Here is a 20,536-nt window from a genome sequence, read left to right on the forward strand (position 1 = left end):
GGGGTGGCAGCCTTGTTGAGAATAGGAGATTGGAGAAAAGTCAAAATCGGCGGATGCCTCGAGGCAATTGGATATGTGAGCAACATTATGCAGCACGGTTTTCACGGCGAACAGGTTGAGTTGATAAAAGTTGTGTATGTGATTGGCGGAGAGCCTCAAATCAAAGATCCATTGCGAGACATTTATAGCCCTGTTGAGCTGGAGCCGGCCGGTGATTTTTGGGACAAGCTGCAGGATAGGTCAGCGCTGATTGATCTGGCGCTACTGACGAAAGATGAACAGTGGTTTGAAGAATTGACGGGAGGAAAATTAAAATGGCCTATCGTGGAGCAGTAATTGAGCAGCAGTGGACGCCGGAAGAAATGGCAGCATATTGCAAGAAGTTTGAAGCAAAGCGCCCAGCCTATGTTAAAGAAGCAGAAGAGCGAGCAGGTAACAGGTTCTCTCAACGTAAACGGACCGTCAATTCAAACGGGAATCTCAGTAAAGCTCAATACATGCGGTTCATGGAAAAAGGCTTGAGTGATGAACACATTTTAGCAAAGTATCAGGATTTAACGCCGGAACGCTTGGAAATGGCGAAGAAGCGGTGGGGGTTAGCATAAAAAAACAGCCAGGCGGGGGCCTGACTGCAGAAAGGCTGTCAAGTTGAAGGAGTGGGGTTTTTAAACTGACAGCACCAGTATGTACCACTTGATAAAAAATTATTCAGAAAAGCACAGAAAGATTCATTACAAGTTTCAATTATCTATATTGTAGTTGAAATTCAAGAATTAGCTTATCCAATTCTTCGCTGTATCGTAAGGTTTCAGGGCTGCTAAGGCCATGTTGCTGCCCAGCAGTAATCATCAGAAATCGAAGATCGTTAATTTGTGAATCTAGACTAGTAGAATTTAATTGGCTTTGCTCCATGTGATCCTCCTTAGTCTGTAAAGGGTTTTAAAAGAGTATAAAACATAAATATGTAAAAATTAAGGGTTTTACCTCGGGATTTGTAATTTTTTCGGAATTTGTAAATTTTCTGTGACAAAATAAAAAAAACCGAGAACATGTCCCCGGCCGCTTAAAATATTACTCGCAATTCTATTTTAACAGACTGGGGGCTTCTCGACTATGAAAGATATCACAATTGATCCTTCCACAATGAAGCTGGAATTGGATAGAATGGAAATGCCAAGTACATGCGTTTTGGTGGTCTGTGAAGGGAAGGTCAAGATCAGAGAGCTACCTCCCGCGTGGGGAGTATAAAATAGTCACGCATCAGGGCAAAGTGAAGCGGATGAGGCGGGAAGAGGGGGAAGAGTTTTGACTTCTAATTTAGATGAGTTGATTAGAATATACGATCAATCAGTTATAGAATTTTATAAAGTAGAACAAATATTTATCGAGAAAACGAGAAAGGAAGAAGAAATCGAATATCAAAATCCAATTATTAATCTGCTGCTTTGGAATATAATTGAAAAGCTCGATGCGTTAACAATACTCTTCGAACATAAAATTGGGAAAAGTTCTGATTCTATCTTCAGAGACTTATTTGAAAACTATATCTATTTGTTTTTTATGATAAAAAAAGACGATGCCAGGTATGCTCGAGCGTATGTTTATCAAACTTATTTAGAAGAAATAAATGAGCTTGAAAAGATTATCAGCGAAAGTCAAGATGAAGTTAACCAAATAGATGAGCCTATTACTGAGAAAATTGAATGGCTTCATTCTAGAATTAATAATGAAAGTTTCACTGAAATAAAACGCGAATGGGAAAAGGTGAGAAAGAGAAGAAAATATATAAAGTGGTACAACTTGTATGAAGGGCCGACATCTTTAAAACAGTTATGTGAAGACCTAGATTATGGATATTTTTATGAGAATATATATAGCCAACTTTCTTATCAAACGCATTCCCTCAATATTTTAAATTCTTTGATTGATGAGGGTGAAGATTGGGGTTATCTTAATCACGTTAGAAACGGAAAAGATAATGATTTTAGAAACGTTTTGAGTAAGCATATTGCAACTATGGCGCTTCTACAGTTTGTAAAATATTTTCATCCGAGTGAAAAAGAATATTATAAGGAAGTATTTTTAAAACTGAGTGATCAAAACATCAGTTTATTTCCATAATTAAAGTTCTCTCAGCCATCTGAAGGACACTGAACAGACACGATAATTCGTGCTCTGTTCAGTGTCCTTTTTTATTTGTCGAAAAGGAGTGGAGCAGATGAAAACGATGAAAGAGCAGCTTCGGCAGTGGACGAAAGTGAACGGAATGCCGATAGAGAAAAAGAAGACACAAAAGCAAAAACCGAAGAAGAAACAGCCCGAGAAAAAGCAGGAAAAGATGTCTGACCGCGAATTGCAACATTTGATGAACACCAATATGAGAACACTTAAGCGTGGCAGAGGCGGCGCCTACAAATAAAAGGAGGACTGGACATGCGGACACTCATTTACGAATACAAACAATCATTACGAGCGCTGAAGGAAATGAAGGCAGCCGTCGAAGCCAAACCGGAATTGTTGGAGCAGGATCTCCAGGATAAGACGCTCATTAACAGCATGATCAGCGAAGTGGAATTTGCAATTCAGTGGATGATGTCCGGACGAAATCCTGATGCAAGACGTGGAGCGGATCGGACAGGAGCTTATACATTGGATCCGAAATTGATTAAAGCGTTTGTTCCAAATAAAGTGATGGAAGAAGGACGGAAAATCACAGCAGATGAAAAATGGCTGCTGGGTGACGTTTTGGCAGACTTAACCATGAGGGAAAAAGACGTGTTTACATTGGTGAAAGCGGAAGGATTGACGTTCGATTATACAGCGGAATTACTGGGGCTTACAAAATCATCTATCCAAACGTACTTAGAACGGGCAGAGCGGAAAATTAAAGATCGGAAAAATGGCAGCCTTTTTCTTGTTTCATGAAAGAGGCTAGTTTTTATACCTAGTAAAAATTAAAAGAAAAAAGGAAGAAGATCCTTTTGAATCCCTGAATAAGTAAAATAAATAAACCGAATTATTTGTGAACAAATCACTAGTTTAATTGACTCGACATAATTCGACATGATTTAATTAGTTCTTAATGATAAAGGCAAACTTTCCGAAAGGATAGGACGCAAAGCCACGGGTCTAACATTCTTATGAATTATGACAGCCGGGTTTCCAAATAAGGGTGTAACTCCGTATTTGGATCAAAACTGTTTAAGGTAGGGTGAAAAATGCGGAGAGAAACAAATGAACTACAAGTGAACGTTGAAAAGTTTTTTTTATTATTACAAAACTATCCGGATGACTTTGATTCAACTTTAGTATTTGTAAGATTTTTGCGATCTTTTTTAAGAACGGATGCTCGAAAAAAAGCGCTACCCACTGTTGAATTAATGACATTGATAAAAGAACATAAACCTAATATTTTCTATACGATGAGGAAGCTTTCAGAAAAAGATGACATGTTAGCGTTTCTAACTGGTTTGTCGATGGATCCTCAAGAAGCAGAAAGCAGACTCCAATCTATTCATGAAAGTAAACTGGTGGGGCAATAAAGATGGGGCAAACATGGACAGACGAAGACGTTTTCTTTCTACAAAAACGTGTTGGCAACTGCTCTTTATCAGCCATCGCTAAACAACTTAACCGTAGCGAGACAGCTGTTTCGTTGAAATTAAAGAAAATGGGTCTTAGGAACACCAAAAACGCTACTGGTCTCTTAACAAGCAGTGAGCTGGCAGAAGCCTTACATGTGGACAGAAAAACCGTACACCATTGGATTCGGTTTCATGGACTTGAAGCAATATCACGTATCACTTGTTACGAGCGGAAATTCTGTCTAGTTGATATTAATTCTTTTTGGCAATGGGCTGAACAAAACCCAGAGAAGCTCGATTTCAGTATCGTTGAAAAACATGCACTGCCTCCTGAACCAGAGTGGTTAGATGAAGCTCGTAAGACTAATACAGACAAGATAATAAAGACATACAAACGCTGGACGACAAAAGAAATTGAACTCCTTTTAAAGTGGAGAAAAGAAGGGGTAAACTTCAAAGAGATTGCCGAAAAACTGAGTAGAAGCAGAATTAGCGTCGAGCGTCGTTATACACGTTGTAAAAATAATTAAAAACCGGAAAAACGGCAGCCTCTTTCTAGTTTCGGGAAAAGATGTTTTTTTATTTAACTAATTACATATGTCAGCCGTTTTTGACCATACTAATTGTAAAGGTAGGAAGAGGGGTACCAGCCCTCGACCATTTAAAGCACCTTTGTAAATGGAACTATGGAAATAAATGTAAGTAAAATTATGCACAAACCTGTGCAAAATGACCGCAAAATATACTCCATGCCCTCACTCCCTTCTTTCTTAGTCGGGTATACTTTGCCCAGTTCGAGTGAAAACATGAAGTGCACAAAAAGCGCCTTTACTGGCGTTTTTTGTCGTACAGATGACGTATATATGAGAAATGAAAAATTAAAACCCCGTCACATGACAGGGTTAAACAATCTTCTTCATGCCGCAATTCCGGCACTCACGAAGGAAGATACTATGCTTAATCGAACTTTTAAACTTGGCTGTATCACAGTTATCACACCGGCCGCTTTTGATATCCGGGTATTCCAGAATGTTATAGGTCACGCTTAAATCAATTTTTTGTTCTGTTTCCATGCTGAACACTCCTTTGAAGTCACTTGAACATGATAACAGAATTTATGCTGGCAGAATGCAGGTAAATTTTTATTCTCTTAGGGAAATATAAAAATTAAAGTTGAAAGGAGAGTAAACGAAATGGGAATTGAAAGAGATCCGGGCACTGAAAATTTCATTGGTGAGCTTAGTCAGCACGAAAGAGATGTTTATCGCTTCATGAGAGATCAGTACGACAGAACGATGAATTATGGTGCTGATGACGACGCTGAAGTTCAAGATCCTCAAATCACCGCAATCGTCAGCCGTGAATTCAATATTTCTGCAGAAGAGGCCAGAAATATTTATACGAGTGTCGAAACAAAAATTGCTGATTTTCTAAGGAAACAATAAGAAGAAAGATAAGCGCCCATTGCGGTGCTTTTTTCTTTGTCTAAAAACAATCTCGGAGGTGGTGGTGATGTGACGTGGCAAACTGGGAGGATATCAGAGCAGAATGGGAAACAACCAAGATCACGCTTGCTGCATTAGCGGAAAAGCATGATATAAAACTCGGCACCTTAAAAAGCAGGAAAAGCCGTGAAGGCTGGTCCAGGGATCCAACGAAAAAGGATGCAACCAAAAGTGAAAAGGTTGCAACCATTAAACAGAAGGATGCAATCAAGAAAAAGCACGGCGGACAACCAGGCAACAAGGGAAATCCAAAGCCAGCTACTAAATTTCCGAAACGCAACAAAGCAGCTGAGAAGCACGGGCTGTTCTCGAAGTTTCTCCCCGACGAAGCAAAAGAGATCATGGACGCGATGACCGATCTTTCCGCTGCTGATTTAATATGGCAGCAGGTACAGATTCTGTTTGCCGCGATCATCCGCTCTCAGCAGATTATGTGGGTAAATGATAAAGGAGAAATGATCAAAGAGCTTAAAAAAGCGAAGTATGAGTATTATCCGCAAGAGGAAGGCGGCTTTGAAAAGTCGGTAACTGAGGAAGAACACGAGTTTCAATTCGCCTGGGATCGACAGGCGACATTCCTTAATGCCCAGTCTCGGGCTATGGGAGAATTGCGCAGCCTAATAAAGAAGTTTGACGAGCTGGCTCATATTCACGACGAGCGCCGCTTGAAGCTGGAGCAGATGCGTGTGGCCATTGATAAAACAAAAGCGGAAGTGGAGAAGCTATCCGGCAACACTAATGAAGGTCCAATTGAAATTATGATTAGTCGAAAAAAGAGGGATGAATGATGGTTGCTGTTAATAAAGAAGTTAATCCTCATTTCGATGATTTCTTATTCGATTGGTCAACCAAATTTCAATTTCTTTTAGGCGGCTATGGTAGCAGTAAAAGCTATCACGTTGCCTTGAAAATCATTTTAAAGTTGCTGGAAGAAAAACGGACCGCTCTCGTTGTGCGTGAGGTATACGATACGCACCGGGATTCAACGTATTCTTTGCTGGAGGAGTTAGTTAATGTCAGTTATATCAGCACCATTCGGGATGAATACTTTCCGAAAATCGAATCTATCATTTATCAAGGTGTCAAAAACGGCAGCAGTCCGAATGAGATTCGGGATCAGCTGGTGAAGCGCACTGGCATGTCAGAGAAGCGGACGAAATTCATTGCTCGGGATCAGACAGGTAGCATTCTTGGCCAGATGACCGCTGAGCGGCATAAGGCAATGGGCGTCAGCAAATTCAAGTGGAGCACATCAAACGATGAAAAGGTACGTGATTCGCACGACAAGCTGGAAGGGCAGGTATTTGAATATGCTGATCCGCCGGCTGTTGGTTTGCCTGGCACTGATTATAATTGCCGCTGCACTGCTACCCCTGTTTTTGATGATAATTGAAGCTCATTAATGATGATTAGAGACCTTGGGTAAAATGATTCTGACAGTCGTGCCTTCACCAAGTTGACTGTTAACTTCTATCGTGCCGTCATGGTTTTCTATAATTCGTTTACACATCATAAGCCCTAATCCTGTTCCTTTTTCTTTTGTTGTATAGAAAGGTTCAAATAGTCTTTTCTGTCTTTCTTGTGAAATCCCGCACCCTTTATCAGTAATTTCTATTAAGAGGCTATTTTCGTTTGTATTTTTAAGCGAAACCGCTATTTTTTGTGTAGAATCGGTCGTTGCTTCAATAGCATTTTGTATCAGGTTCATTATAACTTGTGTTATCTGATTGGGGTCACAATGTGCAGTAAATATAGAATCAGAACTAATAAATTCGATAAAGTTTAGACCTTTTAGATTTGTTTGGGGTTTCATAAATTCTATAACTTGGGAGACCAAAGCCTTCATATCCGTATCTCTAATCTCCATGTTTTCTTTAGGTTTAGATATAAACATAAATTGATTAACGATGGTATTAATTTGATTTAATTCATTAAGCATTATCTCAATGTAATTATCTATTGTTTCGTCATTTGAAAGTTCCTTAATCATTTGAGCAAAACCTGTTACAGATGTTAAAGGATTTCGAATTTCATGGGCAATTCCCGCTGCTAATTCACCGACTAATGAAAGTTTTTCTAGTTCCTGAATCTTGGAGGCGTTCTTTCGATGTTCTGTAGTCTCGATAGCTGTACCATTTACTTCAATAACTTGTGAATTGATTATTACTGGAGTTAACGAAGCAAGGTAATGGAATCCATTTGCACTTCCTTCACAGTTAATAGTATTGCCGCTCCAAGCTATTTCATAAAAATAATGTTTCTGATTTGCCCGATCTTCAGGTAAAAAGTCGTGCAAAGTTTTACCAATAATACATGCAGGAGAAAGCCCTACTTTTTCTAGAAAATCACCTTCAACGAACGTATGGATAAAATCTTTATCTTTCTTTATAAATTTAAACACAAACCCATTTTGTCTTGGGATAAGATGCTTGTAATCAACTTGATTGTTATTAATATTCTGATTATTTTCATTGTTGTAATGATCCATGCATAACATCCTCTATTTATATTAATGGTTAATAAATTCAATTCATAATAATCGATAAAATATCTTTAGATTATACAATATATTTCGCTATGTTTCCTTTATATGACTACATTTTGTATTGAAAAATGTCAGAAGACCGAGAATCGGTCTTTTTTTATTGCCTGAAAGGGGGTGAGAACATTGTGAAGGTACAACGATATGACAAAATGCTGATTACGGATTCATATGGTTTTTTAACCGTGACAGCACCTATCACACGGCCAGGGGTTTTCCCTTACCAAAGGCAAGATGGAACCATCCAATATGAAGCGAAATTGCCAGACGATGTATTCAGTGATTTAGCGATTTATTCAGCACGGGCAAAGCCAGTGACGGACGGACATCCAAGTGAAGAAGTAACAGTCGATAATATCAGCCGTTATTCAAAAGGAATGACACATACAGACAGCCGTGTAGAAGGTGGCATGCTGGTTGTTTCTATGACGATCACGGATGCTGCTTTAATGGACCGGATCTTCAGCGGTGAACAAAGTGAAATCAGTATCGGCTTTATGAGCGATATTGTGGAGCAGCGTGGCACATATCAAGGTGATGAGTACGGATATGTGCAAAGAAACATTGATATTAACCACATTGCCATCTTGGACAGAGGACGAGCGGGCCCGAAAGTGGCGATAAAAGAATACGCGGCAAGCATGTTTTCTCAAGGGCAGATCGATAACGCACTTGAGCAAGGCTGGATTACGCAGGCACAATACGATGAAACAATGGTTTACAAGCAACCGGTGTAAGCTATTTTTTATGTCTAAAATCGAAAGGGGAGTGTAAAATGAAGAATAATACAAGTGATTTATTGATGCAACACAACACAGACACTTTATATAACACAATTGTTGGCGGGGGCTTATCAGCTCTTGCCTATTTAGTTGGAGGGATGGACCAGTTGTTTAACGCGCTCGTTATTATGATGATTACCGATTATGTAACAGGCATCATGATTGCTATTGATAATAAAACACTGTCTTCAGCGATTGGATTTAAAGGGCTGATGAAAAAGGCAGCTATGATGCTGGCGGTTGTCGTGGCGGTACAGATGGACAACATCAGTGGCACTGGCGGGCAGTTTATGCGTAATACGATGATCATGTTTTTGATCGGAATGGAAGGGATCAGCTTCATCGAGAATCTTGGCCACCTTGGTGTAAAAGTGCCGAAGCAGATCAGTTCCGTTTTCGCGCAGCTGAAAGAGGAGAATGAAACAAAGGTTGCTCCAGTGGTTGAAGTCGTCACAAAAACAGAAATCACACAAAAAGACGTGCAGGGTGGTGACGATAAATGAGCTGGACACCTTATTATCATCAACGAAACCTCGGGAATCTGGAAGATCTAGCACCGAATACACGCAATGCCGCCATGAAGTGGTATCAGTATTGCATTGATAACAAAATTGATGTACTCATTTACGAAACAATCCGGACCGTTGCGCAACAGCGGGAGAACATTAAAAATAAAAAATCGAAAACAATGAAGTCCTACCATCTCGTTGGACAAGCCCTTGATTTCATGCCGGTCAAAAATGGGATAGCGTTGTGGGCAAAAGCGGACTATGCGAAACGGCCATTCCTAACCGCCATTGAATACGCAGAAAAACTGGGCTTTGAATCTGGGTACCGGTGGGGATGGGATGCTCCGCACTTGCAGTTTAATTACAAAGACTATGGAACAATAAGCTTCTGACCACAGCTGCTGCAGCGCCGATCAATACGTTAAGCACGAACGAAATCAAAACATTGCAAGAAAAACTGGTTAAGCTGGGTCTGGATACAAACGGCGTCGACGGCGTGTATGGAAAAGGAACAACCAATGCAGTCATGATCCTGCAGCGCCGTACTGGCTTGGTGATCGATGGCATTGCTGGTAATGCAACCTTGGCCAAGATCGATCAGCTGCTTAAAGATAAATCACTCGTTGGAACGCCTGGCGTATTCCGTGTCGTGACCGGCACTTTTGGCACGCCCGAAGCAGCCAAGGCAGCTGCAAAAGAAATCAGCTTCAATGCATTCAAAGGAGAAAAGGACAATCGAGTTTATACAGGCGTCTTTACATCGCTTGAATCAGCAGAGGAAGCACGGGCACTTATCAATGCTGAACATGGATACAATCTGAAAATTCGCAATGAAAGTGCCTAATAAATACTGCAAAGCCCCGGTCATCATTCGATACGGGGTTTTGTTGTATAAATCATTTTTAAGGTTAAATTGTAGTGATTATTTAGATTCAATAATTCCGCTTTTTTTGATTGTAAAATGGGTAAAAAGAATTATAATGGAAATATACCCAATTATTGTTCGGGAACGAAAATTAAACGAAAAATGATGGCACAAAACTATAGAGGCCAAGGTGAACAAAGAATAGGTTAGCCAATTATCGAAGGAGGTTCTTATGGAAAATCGTAGAGATGAAAGGAGAGAGTTAAAATACCCTGTGATAGGAAAGGCAGGGATATATAAGTTTCAAAAACAATACATATCAGGTAAGTCCGCTTTAATTCATGTAGAAAATTTTAGTTTAAAGGGATTGCGTTTATCGTCATCTTTAGACTTTCCTGTCATGACAGGATTGATACTATCCATAGAATTTCAACTATTTGGAATAGAAAATCGCATTCTAGGTTCTATTGTGTGGCAAAGAAAAAATAAGAATGAATTTACATATGGATTTGAGATTTTATCCGCTAATATGGGATATATTCAATCAATAGCTTCCCTAACAAAACCAGTCCATAAGATAACAAAAGTTGCTCAATAACATAAGTATATTAAAGCCCTGCTTACTCGAGTAGGGCTTTTGATTTTTAGAAACATACCACATCAGAAGTTATTTCTTATTAATGTATTCTAAGTTAAAAATCAAATAAGCACCTTTGGATGTGATAAAAGTAAAAAAGACCGGTCGTAGCCGGTCATAAAAACTTCTTCGCTATGTTTTCAAACTGGCCTTCCTCGATAACATGTTCACCCGGACGCGGCCAAGCACCGCAATATAAGTGCACGATGCTGTGTATTTGCGTTATCCCCACATGATCCGTCTCTTGCATTTCTTCTTGGTAGAAGGGACAGACCATAATGATCTTTTCTTTTTGGTCCCACATACAGTCAGCTCCTTTACACAAAAGATGGCGGCTTAGCTATCACTAGTAAAGTTGTGATTTATCACTTACTTCCCATCTGCAAATTTGATCGTCACAATATTGGATTGTCAACACTAAATCAGACAACTTTTTTAAGGGACGATTGCTTGTATTCAATTGGGCTTACATAGCCTAGTGTTCCGTGAATTCGTAGCTTGTTAAACCAGTTAACATAGTCACTAAATTCGAGTGTGAGATGTTCTAGACTATCAAACCTCATCTGGCGGACAAGTTCTGTTTTGATGATTTTAAACGTGGCTTCCGCCACGGCATTATCATATGGACAGCCTTTCATGCTTAAAGAGCGGCCAATCTGGAAGGCTGCTAATGTCTCATCAATTAACTGGTTTTTAAACTCGCTGCCACGGTCAGTATGGAACAGCTGGATATCCCGCAGATCACCTTGAATGGAAGAGAAAGCCCGTGCGACAAGGTTCGCATCTTTGTTTGGTCCTGTGCTGAAGCCAATAATTTCGCGATTAAAGAGATCGACAAAGATACATACGTAATGCCATTTGTTTTTGACTTTGACGTATGTTAAATCGCTAACAACCACTTTTTTCGCTTCTGTCTGCTGAAACTCACGTTTCAATTCATTTGTTGCCTCAGCTGATTCATTACATGGCATTTTCTGTGGTTTGAACTGTGCTACCGTATAGGATGAAACAAGTCCTTGTTCCTTCATGATGCGGCCAATACGTCTCCTTGATACCATAAATCCACGTTTGTGCAGTTCGACTTTGATTTTACGGGTGCCGTAGGCACTTCGGTTTTGTTCAAAAATCTCGATGACAGCGCCTGTTACGTCGTCTTCTGACTGCCGTTCTTTGGTTTGGCCTCATAATAATACGTACTACGTGAGATTTGCAGGACGCTGCACATTGCTGATACCGAGTATTTGTCTTGGTTTCGCTTGATGACATTTACTTTCGTCCCATGATCAGCGCGGCTTGCTTTAAAATATCATTCTCCATTAATAGCTGCTTATTTTCCTTGCGGAGTTTTAAAAGCTCCTGCTGTTCAGGAGACCGGCTGTCTTTCTCTTTAAAAGAACCGGAGGTTTCATCCTGGTGGATCCAGCGATCAAGGGATGACGGAGTCAAATCATACTCATCAATAATGGATCGTTTTGTTTTTCCATTCTGGTACAGCTGCACCATTTGTTTTTTGAACTCGGGCGTGAATGTGCGGCGTTCTCGCTTTGTCATAGTTAAAGCTCCTCATCTGTTTTAGGTCAAGTGTACGTGACCTTAATTTTTCTGTCCAGATAAGTGTAGACGCTCCATAATACTCTTTTTTACTTGTAGGAAATTATAAAATGAAATTGATTAAACTACCTACCAGGGAAAAAGGTTTTTAAATCTCATCTTGCAATTCATGGATTTCTGCAATAAAGACTTCTGGATTCACCTTTAGATGTTTGGCGATAATAAAAAAAGTTGTCAGGGTAGGTCTTCTTTTCCCTCTTTCTAAAAGACTAATAAACGTTCGATCTAGTTTCGTTTCAAAAGCAAGCTTTTCTTGAGTAATTTTTGCTTCTTTACGGTATTTTCGTAAAACTAGCCCAAATGCTTCTTCTATCTTCATGGTCAACACCTCTTCAATGAATATCATTGAAAAAATGTTACAAATAGTCTACGTACTATAGTCTTCAAAAGGGATAAATATTCGTCATAATATTTTGCCCCCTAGTTTTGTATTTTTGTGCGATTTAGCTGAAAAAAATAAGAGAGAACCTCTTTCCCTAATTCAGTAATATTATAGACCGCTACGACCCCTAGGTGTCGCACATTCACCAGTATGGCTCCCTCTAAACGAGCCATATTTAAATCCAGGCAATAACGAGAGGTAATAAGCTTTTTCGGCTCAGGAACAGACCTTTCCTGCTGTAATTTCAAATAGTCAAGATTAGCCACTTCCCAAATTTGCTTTTTATTCATAGGTTTCTCTCGAACGGTGAATAACAACGCCCGGCTTTCCTTCGTCATTTTTTTACATAACGTTTCTAATACTTCCTTGTATGATGACACTTCCTCACCACCCTTTATTAGACTGTGACACGAATTACAACCATTAAGTACAGTGCGCTGATTTTGTCGCAGACACTGCGGCATTAATTCACGCCTTACTGTTTATATCTCTATTTTACGGACAGGTCTTCTCGCTGTAACTGACAAAAAATCGAGTGGGAAATGCCATTTTAATAGGATTCCGCTTTATCAGCCGCACTTTGCGAGAATGTTTGTCGCATTATCTGCGGCATTAAAAGCAAGAATATATGCAGCATAGTGTTTTTCGTAAATTCTCAGCCAATAATGGAAGAAACATTAATCGCCTTAGTATTTAGAACAAAGTAAAGGTGTGGGGAGACTGGAAGAATAGAGTATGAGCTGCAGCATTCTTTATAAATGTCCAAATAAGGCGGATAAGAACTTAGTGGGCTACCTAAATGATCATTTGAGTGGATAATGAAGGGAAGGAATGGGAAATTCACCAATCAATATACAAAATCGCTTCATTCAACTATCTTTTTTTTATGAGAGAGTATCTGCGACATATTCTGCCTCACTATTTGCTGGAATGCGCGAGAGATAATGAGGCTTTATCTGCGGCACTATTACATACAGTATAAGCGGCAGTTCTGAGGAGCATCTTTTCATTAACCGCTAAACCTTGATGCATCAAGGGTTTCTTTTTGCGGCATTAAAGGCGGGCAACTATGCGGCATATGATGCCGCATGTGTAGCTGCACCATGCCGCACTTGTTGCCGCAACATATGCGTAAACACCTGCCGCAACAAAACGAAGTGAATGGACAAACCCCCTCTAATTGTTGTTTTATCAAGGGTTGTATGATGCTGCATCATCTGCGGCAACACTTGCGGCATCACAAAAAAAACCGACTCTCTTTTTAAAAGCCGGTCTACCCAGATAAGGATTGCGCGTGTTTTTCACAAACTAAATATTTCTTCTTCCTGTTGGCTGCCGATCTGTTTTTCTCCTTTCCACTCTTTCACCATTTCAATAGGGACCGGAATGATTTCAATGTGAGGATACGCCTGAAATTCCTTTTTTAGGCCGTTTTTGATCGGTTCCCAACAAAATAAATAGACTTTTCGCCCGTCACGAAGGTATTTTTCATGGGAATAGTGATTGTACAATGCCTGTATTGCTATAATGTTCATCATCAAGTAATCCACTACATATACTTCTTCTCCGCTGCTAACTTTGCCTATATAGCTGAAAAAGGACTGATTTGGGTTAATTTGAGCATTTCGGTCATCATTTAAAGGAACTATTCCTGAAATTCTGTGGAACCGGTTTTTTTGAGCATTTATGCCTTTATAAGTACATATTAGGTCATAAGCAAATCTATTTTTCCTACAAGGAAGTAAATTTAACTCTAAAATAGAAGGTCTATGCTTCTTAATCGCCTTTTCCAGCTGCTCATACATGTTTTTCCCGTAAATAAGGCAGATATAGCGTTGAGTTTTTCCCTTGTTCTCTAACTCTTTTAAAAACCGCTGGATCGTTTTTTGAGATACATATCTCTCTTCTTCAGATTCACTTTGTTCCCCGATTTCATTGAAAAAAGCATAAAGTCCGTACTGCTCTTCTTCTGTGTACACAATTCCCCCACGGACCATTGCATTTCGGTCAAGTTTTTTTTCGGACTTCCATTGCCGAGAGTCAATCATCTTAATCCCATGTTTCTTCAGCAACACATATATATTATTTGTTAAAATGACGTAGTCTACTTTGCTTTTCTCCGGCTTATTAAACCGCTCAAGCCTCTTTTTCCCGGTCAAATAACCTTTCTGTTCCAACAAGTCAATGCCCTTGTTCGTTACATAATAGAGTTTTTGGATCAACCGTCCACCTTTTTCATGATGCGGCATATCGGCAATTAACCCATCTTCCTGCATCCTTTTCAGCTTTTTATACACATAATGCTTTCTGCCGCCAAAAAATACATCAGCAATCTGTCCGATGGTTAAGGCCCGCATCCGGTATATATCTATTAAAATCTCTTCAACATTATATTTTGTCTTTTTGCCCCGTCCATCAATGAAATCCATCCTTATTTCCTCCCTTTTATCCTTTTACTATCCATTCACTCATGAAATCCTTCCTGCGTTCCAGTCGAGCAAGCTCTCTTTCCACTTTCTCAGGATTTCATTCCTTCACTAGACCAGCAGCATCAACTCAAGATACCGCTTATCTCCAACTGCTATTTCACCATCAACGCCCCAATCCCCATGATATTTTGTACTTTTTTCTTCCAGTCGCATTTCCCTCGTTCCATTCACGCTGAAGCGTTCTTTCCACTCCCTCAAAACTCCTATCTCTTCGATCCCTTTATGTGTTCCTACTTACGAACGAATCTTAAAAACGCCACAACCTTACCCATTTTTCGAACATAGCATAAAAACCGTATATCCCTCGTCACTGGAGGTAACTCACTCTATACTTATTCCTTTGGGCTTCATTCGGATTTTTTCACCAAAACCCTTATATACTGGTATTTATAAGGAGTTTTTCATATCTAATCCGGTGTAGTAAAAGCTTATTACTAAAAATTCAAGCTGTAGGCTTGATATAATAGGATTTATCATATCCATTCCGTAAAGGATTTCTTATGGCTAAACCGCTCTTCAAAAAAAAGCCTATCGGTTAGCCATAAGAATCCACCTAAATTTTAGGGATATTTTCATATCCATTCGATATGTTATTATCTTAAAAGAAAAGAGGAAAACACCCCTTTCTTGTCATCACTGACCTAGTTTTAATGTTTCAAATAAATCAATTCCATCTGATTGATTACAAATATAAAGCTCTGTCTTTCCTTCTTCAGCCGGAAGTCCTTTTTCCATATATGACATATTCATCCATGAGTCATCTTCTATTAAATTCTTATAGCGCAAGACATTAAAGACGAATGAGGAAAAGTGATTGTCCAAATCCTGAATCCTATTTCCTTTAAAATAATGCACAATCAGAACAAACGATTTTGGGTATCTTGCGACAGGCTCATGTTCTAGCTGCCTGTCCAATTCACCAGTCATAAATCGGCTGTATACTGTCCGGATTGCTTCATAATAACTCCGTTTATTTTCCCGGGTTTTCTTCATATAAGGAAAGTTAAAATTCAATTCCATTTTTGTATAAAAGTCGATATGTTGAGCACTCATTTGAGGCCCTTTCGTTTTTATTTCCTCCATGTCTGTTTGATATTCCGAAGATTTCATTAAAATATCCTCTAAAATAGGCTTAATTTGAAACAATTCTTTTATCGTACCTGCCTGGACCTCATCAATTGACTTAATTAAATCTATTAATTGGTTATACCGATCATTAAGTTGGGAGTAAGTGGTAGCAGGGGGATAGATGGGTAGAGATTCTAGATTGTTAGGATCTCTTTTTGTCCACAAAAAATCGTCATCATCTTTATAAATAGTATCGTTATTCAAAATATTTTCCTCCTTTTTTCACATAAAAAGATCGAGTATTAATCTGATCTCATTAAGTTTGTATTCAGTTTAAATCCCATTACAAAGCATGTAACTGACAAAAAATGAAGAATGAAAAATTTTTTAATTTGTACTTGCTTAGAAAAATTTTGAACTCAGTTTCAATTTAGTTCTTGTAAGCACTACAAAGGGAGGCCATGTTAAAAATATTAACTATAATCTGCGAAAATGAGTTATGTTATCATCATAAAGAAGACTATAGTCATCTTTATAGGATATACTGAAGGGTGTGCTGTAATTGACTAAGGATTTCGCCAATAATTTAAATGTTTTTATGCGGATGAGAATGGAAAGCCGTGAGTCGGATTTGTCTGATGAACTAATTGCCGATGTGGTCAAATCATTCGATGGATTACTACTAAAGAATAAAGCGGCTGAACTTGAGGAGGCGAGGAAACTTGTTGAAGAAGCCTGCAATGAGGCAATGCTAACAGCCTTTAAAGTAGGATTTACGGAGGGAACAGCTTTATCAGGCTTTGCTAGATGACTACCTAAATTAACGAGAATATAGTAAGATCCTTAGAAAATAGTCATTTTCAGTTAGAGTGAAGGGAGTAGACAAAGCATGTTAGGCTGCATATTTTGGTTAGTTTCTTCTTAGTTAAAAGAGGTTACTCAAAAGCTGATTTGAAAAAGAGGGGTTTCCTGCATGAAAAATTAATCGTCTTCTTTAAAGTTGAGCCCATTTTACTTGATGACAGCTCTCACACAGTTTTGTGATTAGTTTTTTTGTTTATAGATTTGATAAAATCCTTTGAAGAAGAATAATACATCTAAACGTCATGCGAAAGACAATTCTAAGGGACGAAGGGGTTTTTTTGAGGTGGCTGACCATCGAGATTTACACTCTAAACTGATTGAAAACGCACGCTTACAAGCTAAGCAAGGATTAGTAAAGACGAACCCAAAAGTCATAACCCCAGAAGAAAGACAAAAACAGATTGAACAAAGGATTAAAAATTTGAGAAGTAAACATTAGAAGCTCCTTTCCGATTAAAATACCCTATTTTATTCGGAGTTTGCTATTAAATAAGCATATCTTCTATGGATAACAAATCACGTATGAAGGTTGATTTTATATAACTGCCTTTGCTTAATTTTATTTATGATAGAAACGGTAAGATGCAGGATAATGAAGAACATAAACATAGATACCGTCAGAATTTTCCCGGCGGATTTCCCTGAGGCTTTGAGTTGAATGTGGTGGTAGGCTCCCTTGTAGAGATGAAACAATTGATGAGATGCGAGATCGGTTCGGCAAATACGTCATTTTCCACAATTATAGTTTGGCAAAAAATGGAAATCTATCTGCATTGGGCCAGATGCATGAGAGGGCACAACGGGAATTCGAATTAATTTCTTACCCCTGCAGCTATATTCAGGGTTAAGAATGGAATACAAATTAAGCTGGCTTTCCATGAAAAAGTACGTATGGAATGAAGTAATCCACTATGGCTTAACTCTCTCTTTATCCGTTAATTAAATCCCCATATACGAATTATTAACACTACTACAGAAGCCTAATTTCAAACCTATGTGGCTTCTTTCCAATAGGTATTCACACAGGTTCTAATCCCTTGACCTAAAGACTATTTTAAACGCAGACATACAGGGAATAATGCAGCTTCCCCAAAGGAAGAGTTTGTAGAACGTTTAGATTTATTAACGTATCCCTTCGCTAGCATAACAGGTATATCGCCAGTGCATAGGATATAATATTAAGTAAACTATTCTCATCAAGACCTAAAGGCACAATGGATTTGGTTCGTTCCGGAATCCTTGATAGTGTTGATTTAAACAAACTACGGGCAGAATATGAATATTTGTTGCCCGATTTAATAGGTAATTCCCTTCAATATGAGACATTAGATGAGGTATTAGAGAAACATGAGCAATTTAAAACGCGAAAGGGTGTGAAGATCATGACAACTGATCGTTCTTTAGTACAACTGGTGGTAAATCAAACTGAATACCTAAGCCGTATGCAGTCTCCAACTTTACAAGCATTATTGGAAAAAGCAAAAGACGATCACCGTGTCAGATTAATCCTTCCATTTTATGCGCGCATGAAATATCCAAATGCCTGGAGACGATTAGTAAAGCATTCTAGATCATTTAAAAAATATAATCGCTTAATGGAAGAATCATTAGGGCGACTTGAAACTTCTTCTGGGCTCTATGCGTCTTTCGCATACCAATTACGTGACAATCTGTTCAGCCGGCACACCAGTGTGAAGAAAACCGATCAATATGATGAAGCTGAAGAAATGAAAAAGATGGTCAAAACTTGGTACAACCGCTTAAATCGGGATGAAGTTAAGTATCAAAGAGCGAAAAGGAAGGCTGAAGCACTACTTAATGGACGTTCCTTTGAGGATTTGCTGAAACCAGTTAAACCAGTTGGACTGGTTAGTGGAACACAAACCAAGTCACCTTATAAAAAAAGCCTAAAAGCACGGAAGAATTTGGTCTTAGCTAAAGCAAAATAAAGTGAAGCCTCAATTATTAAAATTGAGGCTTTTTTTGTTGAAAAGTATAGTTTATAGCACTATCCAAACCTATGTGGTCGGTTTCATTTAGGTTTGGAGGTATGTTTTGTTCTTTTAATTAAACCATCCAAAAAAACGTTTCTTTTTAACTTCAGCTTTCTTGGCTTCTTGCGTGTTTTTAAGTGATTCAAGTAAAAGCTGATCTCGCTTATTGAGCGATTCTTTGATGTAATGCTGCTGTTCATCTAATTTGATCACTAATGCCTGATTGAATTGCTCCTGCCGTTTCAGCCGCTCCAAAATGGTATCTAAATCCTTCCTCATATCATCCGATGAATTTTCTTCCATGGGCTCGGGTTCAATTTTCAGTTCACCCGTAGCAAAGTAATATTCGATCTGCTTGATGGAATAGTTCTGGTCCCTGTTTAATTGGCGGATCAGCATGAGCCTTTCTAATGCTGGCTTATCAAAGTAGTGGTACCCATTTTCCCCTTGAACAGTAGGAATGTATGGCTTCAATTCCCTCAACCAATTTCGGACAACACCAGGACTTTCATTTACATACTTAGCCGCTTCTTTCACCGTTAAGCGCATTTCCTCCAGGTTTTCACTTAGGTTTTCAGCACGTTGATCTTGTGTTTGATTTGCGATTTTAATCATCCTTTCAAGATACGTTTCAACGTATGTTCCTGACAAAAAGCTTAATATGACGCTATTCTAAAGGTGTGTGGCAGTTTTCGATCAGGTTTCCAAGTATGTTGTTCACGTATGTTTTAAGTTCGGTGAATAGAAACAAATGTCCTTTGACTAAATTTGTCGCTATTTATGAGTTTTAACTAGCACAAGAGTTAATACAGAAGAACAGCCACTGTACTGTATTAAGTGCCTTTCTTTCTAACAACGTTGTGTATTAGTACACTTTTACGCAAAATTTTTTATGAGAACCAAACACTTTCCTGACCAATTGATAAAGCTCTAAAGAATGAAGCAGCCTAATCTAATGTAGCTGCTTCATTTTTCTTTTCTAATGCGGGCAAGATTTCAATAAGAACAAATAAAAAACCCAACATCGAATACAACATAAATCCTTCACGCTGCGTCAGTTCAAGCAGCTCTTTTATTTTCATCGCATCCGCCTCCTACAGTAATGATTCTACGAAAGCAGACAAGCTTTCTTTTATCTCGATTCGGAATAATATTTTTGATCATTAATCAGAATAAAAATCTGGTAATGGACAACCCAAAAGCTGGCGACAACCTTTTTATCTCGGGAATTTTGAGAGAATCTTTTCTGGAGGGCTTGTATATATAGGCTTTTTCTTCTAATGCGTTTGCTTATACACTTTTAATTCAGAGGCATATCATGAAGGCATGACTAATATGTAGAGGAGAATGATAAAATTGTATCTTCATTATATGCCTGGAATGCTCCCTTACCCATCATCTATGCCAGTTCAAGGCCAGCAAGTCCCACCAACACAGTACTGGGGTGATAATAATTGGTGGCACCACCCTAATCGTGAATATGCCAATAATTGGTGGCATCGCCCTAATCGCGAACATGCTAACATGTGGCATCACCCTAATCAAGAACATGAGAACATGTGGCATCATCCTAATCAAGAACATGCTAACATGTGGCATCACCCTAATCAAGAACATGCTAACATGTGGCATCACCCTAATCAAGAACATGCTAACATGTGGCATCACCCTAATCAAGAACATGAGAACATGCGGCATCACCCT

General features: G+C 38.9%; 28 protein-coding genes, 2 pseudogenes and 1 riboswitch. Of the genes and pseudogenes, 18 read left to right on the plus strand and 12 right to left on the minus strand.

Annotated elements, in window-relative coordinates; genetic code table 11:
- Positions 1-12 precede the first annotated feature (12 nt).
- The gene (locus NLX67_RS17085; RefSeq protein WP_254312696.1) at positions 13-336 is read left to right on the plus strand and encodes an IDEAL domain-containing protein; all 324 of its coding nucleotides are present in this window, start codon (positions 13-15) and stop codon (positions 334-336) included.
- A complete protein-coding gene (locus NLX67_RS17090; protein ID WP_254312697.1) occupies positions 315-605 on the plus strand; it encodes a hypothetical protein in 291 nt (96 codons plus the stop codon). Before NLX67_RS17085 ends, NLX67_RS17090 begins: the two co-directional genes overlap by 22 nt.
- 139 nt (positions 606-744) lie before the next feature.
- Here NLX67_RS17090 and NLX67_RS17095 read toward each other — a convergent pair whose 3' ends face one another.
- Positions 745-912 carry an aspartyl-phosphate phosphatase Spo0E family protein gene (locus tag NLX67_RS17095; protein WP_254312698.1) on the minus strand — a complete coding sequence of 56 codons (168 nt, stop codon included), beginning with the start codon at positions 910-912 and terminating at the stop codon, positions 745-747.
- Positions 913-1,305: 393 nt separating this feature from the next.
- Between NLX67_RS17095 and NLX67_RS17105 the strand changes: the two genes are divergently transcribed.
- From NLX67_RS17105 to NLX67_RS17125, 5 genes are all read left to right on the plus strand, one after another.
- On the plus strand, positions 1,306-2,121 hold the full coding sequence (locus NLX67_RS17105) for a DUF5677 domain-containing protein (protein WP_254312699.1): 816 nt from the start codon (positions 1,306-1,308) through the stop codon (positions 2,119-2,121).
- A gap of 151 nt (positions 2,122-2,272) precedes the next feature.
- Positions 2,273-2,419, plus strand: a complete 147-nt coding sequence (locus tag NLX67_RS17110; protein WP_309143146.1) for a hypothetical protein — start codon at positions 2,273-2,275, stop codon at positions 2,417-2,419.
- Positions 2,420-2,433: 14 nt separating this feature from the next.
- The gene (locus tag NLX67_RS17115; protein ID WP_254312701.1) at positions 2,434-2,925 is read left to right on the plus strand and encodes a sigma factor-like helix-turn-helix DNA-binding protein; all 492 of its coding nucleotides are present in this window, start codon (positions 2,434-2,436) and stop codon (positions 2,923-2,925) included.
- 155 nt (positions 2,926-3,080) lie between these two features.
- Positions 3,081-3,167, plus strand: a riboswitch (cyclic di-GMP riboswitch).
- A gap of 51 nt (positions 3,168-3,218) precedes the next feature.
- Positions 3,219-3,542 carry a hypothetical protein gene (locus tag NLX67_RS17120; RefSeq protein ID WP_254312702.1) on the plus strand — a complete coding sequence of 108 codons (324 nt, stop codon included), beginning with the start codon at positions 3,219-3,221 and terminating at the stop codon, positions 3,540-3,542.
- Positions 3,543-3,544: 2 nt separating this feature from the next.
- A complete protein-coding gene (locus NLX67_RS17125) occupies positions 3,545-4,114 on the plus strand; it encodes a DNA-binding protein (RefSeq protein WP_254312703.1) in 570 nt (189 codons plus the stop codon).
- Between the two features lie 372 nt (positions 4,115-4,486).
- On the opposite strand, the gene NLX67_RS17130 is transcribed toward NLX67_RS17125, so the two are convergent.
- Entirely contained in the window at positions 4,487-4,657 is a 171-nt protein-coding gene (locus NLX67_RS17130; protein WP_254312704.1) for a DUF8096 family protein, read from the minus strand.
- A 120-nt stretch (positions 4,658-4,777) separates the two neighbouring features.
- Here NLX67_RS17130 and NLX67_RS17135 point away from each other — a divergent pair, with 120 nt between their 5' ends.
- The 3 genes from NLX67_RS17135 to NLX67_RS17150 all read left to right on the plus strand — a co-directional run bounded on the left by NLX67_RS17135 (position 4,778) and on the right by NLX67_RS17150 (position 6,482).
- Positions 4,778-5,029 carry a hypothetical protein gene (locus NLX67_RS17135; RefSeq protein ID WP_254312705.1) on the plus strand — a complete coding sequence of 84 codons (252 nt, stop codon included), beginning with the start codon at positions 4,778-4,780 and terminating at the stop codon, positions 5,027-5,029.
- Positions 5,030-5,103: 74 nt separating this feature from the next.
- Positions 5,104-5,877, plus strand: coding sequence for a phage terminase small subunit (terS, locus tag NLX67_RS17140; RefSeq protein ID WP_254312706.1), 774 nt, complete (start codon positions 5,104-5,106; stop codon positions 5,875-5,877).
- A complete protein-coding gene (locus NLX67_RS17150; protein WP_375143404.1) occupies positions 5,877-6,482 on the plus strand; it encodes a phage terminase large subunit in 606 nt (201 codons plus the stop codon). The genes terS and NLX67_RS17150 overlap by 1 nt, the downstream gene beginning before the upstream one ends.
- A 6-nt stretch (positions 6,483-6,488) precedes the next feature.
- On the opposite strand, the gene NLX67_RS17155 is transcribed toward NLX67_RS17150, so the two are convergent.
- Positions 6,489-7,577 carry an ATP-binding protein gene (locus NLX67_RS17155; protein ID WP_254312707.1) on the minus strand — a complete coding sequence of 363 codons (1,089 nt, stop codon included), beginning with the start codon at positions 7,575-7,577 and terminating at the stop codon, positions 6,489-6,491.
- A 182-nt stretch (positions 7,578-7,759) separates the two neighbouring features.
- Between NLX67_RS17155 and NLX67_RS17160 the strand changes: the two genes are divergently transcribed.
- From NLX67_RS17160 to NLX67_RS17180, 5 genes and pseudogenes are all read left to right on the plus strand, one after another.
- Positions 7,760-8,368, plus strand: a complete 609-nt coding sequence (locus NLX67_RS17160) for a DUF2213 domain-containing protein (RefSeq protein ID WP_254312708.1) — start codon at positions 7,760-7,762, stop codon at positions 8,366-8,368.
- A 38-nt stretch (positions 8,369-8,406) separates the two neighbouring features.
- Positions 8,407-8,916, plus strand: coding sequence for a phage holin family protein (locus tag NLX67_RS17165; protein ID WP_254312709.1), 510 nt, complete (start codon positions 8,407-8,409; stop codon positions 8,914-8,916).
- Positions 8,913-9,311: pseudogene (locus tag NLX67_RS17170) on the plus strand (M15 family metallopeptidase); the annotation flags it as partial. The gene NLX67_RS17165 and the pseudogene NLX67_RS17170, both read left to right, overlap by 4 nt.
- Before the next feature lie 47 nt (positions 9,312-9,358).
- Positions 9,359-9,766 carry a peptidoglycan-binding domain-containing protein gene (locus tag NLX67_RS17175; protein WP_309143147.1) on the plus strand — a complete coding sequence of 136 codons (408 nt, stop codon included), beginning with the start codon at positions 9,359-9,361 and terminating at the stop codon, positions 9,764-9,766.
- 253 nt (positions 9,767-10,019) lie between these two features.
- Positions 10,020-10,385 carry a PilZ domain-containing protein gene (locus NLX67_RS17180; RefSeq protein WP_254312712.1) on the plus strand — a complete coding sequence of 122 codons (366 nt, stop codon included), beginning with the start codon at positions 10,020-10,022 and terminating at the stop codon, positions 10,383-10,385.
- A gap of 154 nt (positions 10,386-10,539) precedes the next feature.
- Here NLX67_RS17180 and NLX67_RS17185 read toward each other — a convergent pair whose 3' ends face one another.
- From NLX67_RS17185 to NLX67_RS17215, 7 genes and pseudogenes are all read right to left on the minus strand, one after another.
- Complete coding sequence (locus tag NLX67_RS17185) at positions 10,540-10,728, minus strand: hypothetical protein (protein ID WP_254312713.1); 189 nt, start codon at positions 10,726-10,728, stop codon at positions 10,540-10,542.
- Positions 10,729-10,846: 118 nt separating this feature from the next.
- A pseudogene (locus NLX67_RS17190) lies at positions 10,847-11,975 on the minus strand (IS3 family transposase).
- 148 nt (positions 11,976-12,123) lie between these two features.
- Positions 12,124-12,354 (minus strand): helix-turn-helix domain-containing protein, encoded by a 231-nt coding sequence (locus NLX67_RS17195; protein WP_254312714.1) that lies wholly within the window; start codon positions 12,352-12,354, stop codon positions 12,124-12,126.
- 101 nt (positions 12,355-12,455) lie between these two features.
- The gene (locus NLX67_RS17200) at positions 12,456-12,797 is read right to left on the minus strand and encodes a hypothetical protein (protein ID WP_254312715.1); all 342 of its coding nucleotides are present in this window, start codon (positions 12,795-12,797) and stop codon (positions 12,456-12,458) included.
- 921 nt (positions 12,798-13,718) lie between these two features.
- Positions 13,719-14,846, minus strand: coding sequence for a replication-relaxation family protein (locus tag NLX67_RS17205; RefSeq protein WP_254312716.1), 1,128 nt, complete (start codon positions 14,844-14,846; stop codon positions 13,719-13,721).
- A gap of 108 nt (positions 14,847-14,954) precedes the next feature.
- A complete protein-coding gene (locus tag NLX67_RS17210) occupies positions 14,955-15,104 on the minus strand; it encodes a hypothetical protein (RefSeq protein ID WP_254312717.1) in 150 nt (49 codons plus the stop codon).
- Positions 15,105-15,539: 435 nt separating this feature from the next.
- Positions 15,540-16,238, minus strand: coding sequence for a hypothetical protein (locus NLX67_RS17215; protein ID WP_254312718.1), 699 nt, complete (start codon positions 16,236-16,238; stop codon positions 15,540-15,542).
- A 298-nt stretch (positions 16,239-16,536) separates the two neighbouring features.
- On the opposite strand from NLX67_RS17215, the gene NLX67_RS17220 reads away from it, so the two are divergent.
- Both NLX67_RS17220 and NLX67_RS17225 read left to right on the plus strand, forming a co-directional pair.
- Positions 16,537-16,785: a hypothetical protein gene (locus tag NLX67_RS17220; protein WP_254312719.1), complete on the plus strand. Its 249-nt coding sequence runs from the start codon at positions 16,537-16,539 to the stop codon at positions 16,783-16,785.
- Between the two features lie 1,267 nt (positions 16,786-18,052).
- Positions 18,053-18,787, plus strand: coding sequence for a hypothetical protein (locus NLX67_RS17225; protein WP_254312720.1), 735 nt, complete (start codon positions 18,053-18,055; stop codon positions 18,785-18,787).
- A 114-nt stretch (positions 18,788-18,901) separates the two neighbouring features.
- On the opposite strand, the gene NLX67_RS17230 is transcribed toward NLX67_RS17225, so the two are convergent.
- A complete protein-coding gene (locus NLX67_RS17230; protein WP_254312721.1) occupies positions 18,902-19,369 on the minus strand; it encodes a MerR family transcriptional regulator in 468 nt (155 codons plus the stop codon).
- 410 nt (positions 19,370-19,779) lie between these two features.
- On the minus strand, positions 19,780-19,914 hold the full coding sequence (locus tag NLX67_RS22895; protein ID WP_256519954.1) for a hypothetical protein: 135 nt from the start codon (positions 19,912-19,914) through the stop codon (positions 19,780-19,782).
- Positions 19,915-20,188: 274 nt separating this feature from the next.
- On the opposite strand from NLX67_RS22895, the gene NLX67_RS17235 reads away from it, so the two are divergent.
- The coding region (locus tag NLX67_RS17235) for a hypothetical protein (protein ID WP_254312722.1) at positions 20,189-20,536 on the plus strand (348 nt) is incomplete at its 3' end.

The sequence above is a fragment of the Domibacillus sp. A3M-37 genome (genome assembly GCF_024213455.1).
GTDB classification, from domain to species: Bacteria; Bacillota; Bacilli; order Bacillales; family Domibacillaceae; genus Domibacillus; species Domibacillus tundrae.